This is a genomic window from Aminobacter sp. P4_H6_2 (assembly GCF_056400805.1).
The window spans coordinates 1-3078 of the sequence record NZ_JBFUKO010000619.1 but is presented as its reverse complement, the minus strand read 5'-3'; the positions used below and the strand labels follow the sequence as shown (position 1 = coordinate 3078).

Genomic DNA, 3078 nt, shown 5'->3' with positions numbered 1-3078 from the left:
CGTCGGCGTCATCGGGGCCACGACCGGCGCCATCAGCATCGTCAATTCCGGCACGATCGCCGGCGGCCTTTCCGGTGATGGCGCGGTGCGCGCGAACGCCATTTCGCTCGCGGGCAGCAACAACCGGCTGGAACTTTGGAGCAGTTCGACCATCACGGGCGATGTGGTGGTGTCGGGCGGAGGCGCAAACAACGTGCTGGCTCTTGGCGGTGCGACCAACGGGACATTCAACGCCAGCCAGATCGGCGCCGGGCAGCAATATCGGGGCTTCACCGGTTTCGACAAGACCGGCTCGAGCACCTGGACGCTGACGGGCACCACCGCAGCGGTGACACCGTGGACGGTTCGGCAAGGTACCTTGGCCATTGCCCAAGATGACGCGCTGGGCGCATCTTCCGCCGCGCTCACACTCGATGGCGGCACRCTGCAAACCACCACCACGCTGATATCGGCCCGCAGCATCGTGCTGGGCAGCCAGGGGGGCGCGCTCAGTTCCAGCGCAGGCACCACCGCCACCTTTAGCGGCGTGATCTCCGGTAGCGGCGATCTGGTGAAGACGGGTGGCGGCACACTGGTGCTGATGGGCGCCAACAGCTACATCGGCAACACCGCTGTAGCGGCCGGTACGCTGATCGGCAATGTGGCCTCGATCAAGGGCGATCTGGGCAATGCTGGAACGGTCGTATTCGACCAGACAGCCAATGCCAGCTTCCTGGGCGATGTAGGGGGCCAGGGCGGCACCAACGGTGTCATGACCAAGCGCGGTACGGGTATTTTGACACTTGCTGGCACATCGTCACTCAACTGGACGATCGAGGCCGGCGGGTTGGTTTCGGCAACGGATCGCTTCGTTGGCAATGCGGCTATCGGCAGCGGCGCATCCTTCACCTTTGACCAGGCCGGCAGCGGAACCTATGCCGGTATCCTCTCCGGATCGGGCGCCTTCGCCAAGGCTGGGTCGGGTGTTGTGGTGCTGACGGGCGACAGTTCAGCCTTTGGCGGCTCAACCGCCGTCACGGGTGGGCGACTGATCGTTGGCCAGAACGGGACTGGTACGCTTGGTGGTTCACTCACCATCCAGTCGGGCGGCCTGCTCGGTGGCACCGGCAATCTTGGTTCGACCGGCTCGATCGTCACCATTGCGGCGGGCGCGGTGCATGCGCCGGGCAACTCCATAGGAGTCCAGCATGTGCTTGGTGATTACGTCAACCATGGCACGCTGCGCATCGAGGCGACCTCCAGCGAGGCCGACAAGATTGTCGTTGCCGGATCTGTCGACATCGCCGGTGCAAGCCTCGACCTAGTGCTGTCCCCGACGACTGCGGCAAGCTGGAATGTTTTCAACGGTCCCTTCACTATCCTCGAAAAGCACAGCGCCGGCGCCGTAGCTGGAACATTTGTCGATCCGGTGACCAAAAACCTGCTCTTCCTTGATGCCCTGCTCGACTATGCCGGTGGCGACGGCAACGACGTGACGCTGGAACTGCAGCGCAACAATCTGGCCTTTGCCAGCGTCGGGCAGACCCGCAACCAGAGCGCCACTGGCGGTGCCATCGATACGTTCGAGAGCAGCCATGCCGTCTGGGGCTCGATCGCGCTGACCGTCGATCCGGACATCGTGCGCAAGAGTTTCGATGCACTGTCGGGCGAGATCCACGCCTCGGCCAAGTCCGCGCTCATCGAGGACAGCCGCTTCGTGCGCAACGCCATCGACGACCGTCTGCGTGCCGCCTTCGCCGCGCCGGGCGCCTCACATGCGCCGGTGCTTGCTTATGGACCGGGCGACACACCCGTGGCGGTCGCCCCCGATGAAGCCGGCCCCGTGTTCTGGAGCTACGGCTTCGGTTCATGGGACACGATCGAAGGCGACGGCAATGCCGCCAGCCTCAAGGGGTCCACCGGCGGCCTGCTGATCGGCACCGATGGCCTGGTTGGCGACTGGCGCCTCGGCGTCATGGCGGGCTACAGCCATTCCCGTTTCGATGTGGAGGACCGCTTCTCGTCCGGATCGAGCGACAACTACCATCTCGGTCTCTATGGCGGCACGCAATGGGGCAATTTGGCCTTCAGGAGCGGCCTTGCCTATACGTGGAACGATCTCTCCACCCGCCGTTCTGTCGCCATCCCAGGCATCGCCGAGAGCCTCGGTGTCGATTACCATGCCGGTACCTTCCAGGCGTTCGGCGAGTTCGGTTATGGCATAGAGGACGGAGCGGTCCGGTTCGAGCCCTTCGCCAATCTCGCCCATGTCAGCCTGCATACCGATGGCTTTACCGAAAATGGCGGTGCGGCGGCGCTGTCCGGCCGCAGCGACACGACCGACGCCACCTTCACCACGCTGGGCCTGCGTGCCGAGCACAATCTTGGCCTCGGCACGGTTGAAGCCACGCTGCGCGGCATGCTCGGCTGGCGGCATGCCTTCGGCGACACCACGCCGACGGCAACGCAGGCGTTCTTGGCCGGTGACGCCTTCACCATCGCCGGCGTGCCGATCGCCAGAAACAGTGCGGTGATCGAGGCCGGACTCGACCTCGAGCTGACGCCCGACGCGACCTTCGGCCTGTCCTATATCGGCCAGTTCGCCTCCGGCGCACAGGAAAACGGTTTCACGGCAAACCTCGCGGTGAGGTTCTGAGCATGGGAATGGAGCCTGCCTACTCAACGAATTGAGGAAGGTGTCGGGTGGCCGTCTAGGGCTGTGCCGCTTTGGGAGTTTTGCCGAATGTCTGCTTCAGCCAAATGCGTTGCGAAAGCGGGCCGGCAGGGTTCGGCACCATTTCAGCTAGCACACCCCCAAGGGTTTCGCGATAATGGGCGATGGCCTCGGCCACGGCCTTGGGCGGGAGGAAGGCTTGATCTGCGAGGCTGGGCGATGTTTCCAGATGGCGCATCATCAGCTTGGTGGCCGTCTTCTCGTCGGCGGCAGCCAGGGCGTCGACCAGATCGAGATATTCGTTGATGCCGCATTCGGCGGAATGCGGCCGCGAATACATGGCCAGCGTCAGCCCGCAGCGACAGACGATCTCGCGCAAAAACTTGAGCAGGATAGGGCTATCGGCCATCTCGCCGAGCAGGACG

General features: G+C 64.1%; 2 protein-coding genes. One reads left to right on the top strand and one right to left on the bottom strand.

Going from position 1 to position 3078, the window contains the following annotated elements; translation table 11 throughout:
• Positions 1 to 2635: autotransporter outer membrane beta-barrel domain-containing protein (locus tag AC1DUU_RS27535; protein ID WP_476786526.1), on the top strand; the 2635-nt coding region annotated here is incomplete at its 5' end.
• A 55-nt stretch (positions 2636 to 2690) separates the two neighbouring features.
• On the opposite strand, the gene AC1DUU_RS27530 is transcribed toward AC1DUU_RS27535, so the two are convergent.
• The coding region (locus AC1DUU_RS27530) for an FCD domain-containing protein (RefSeq protein WP_476786525.1) at positions 2691 to 3078 on the bottom strand (388 nt) is incomplete at its 5' end.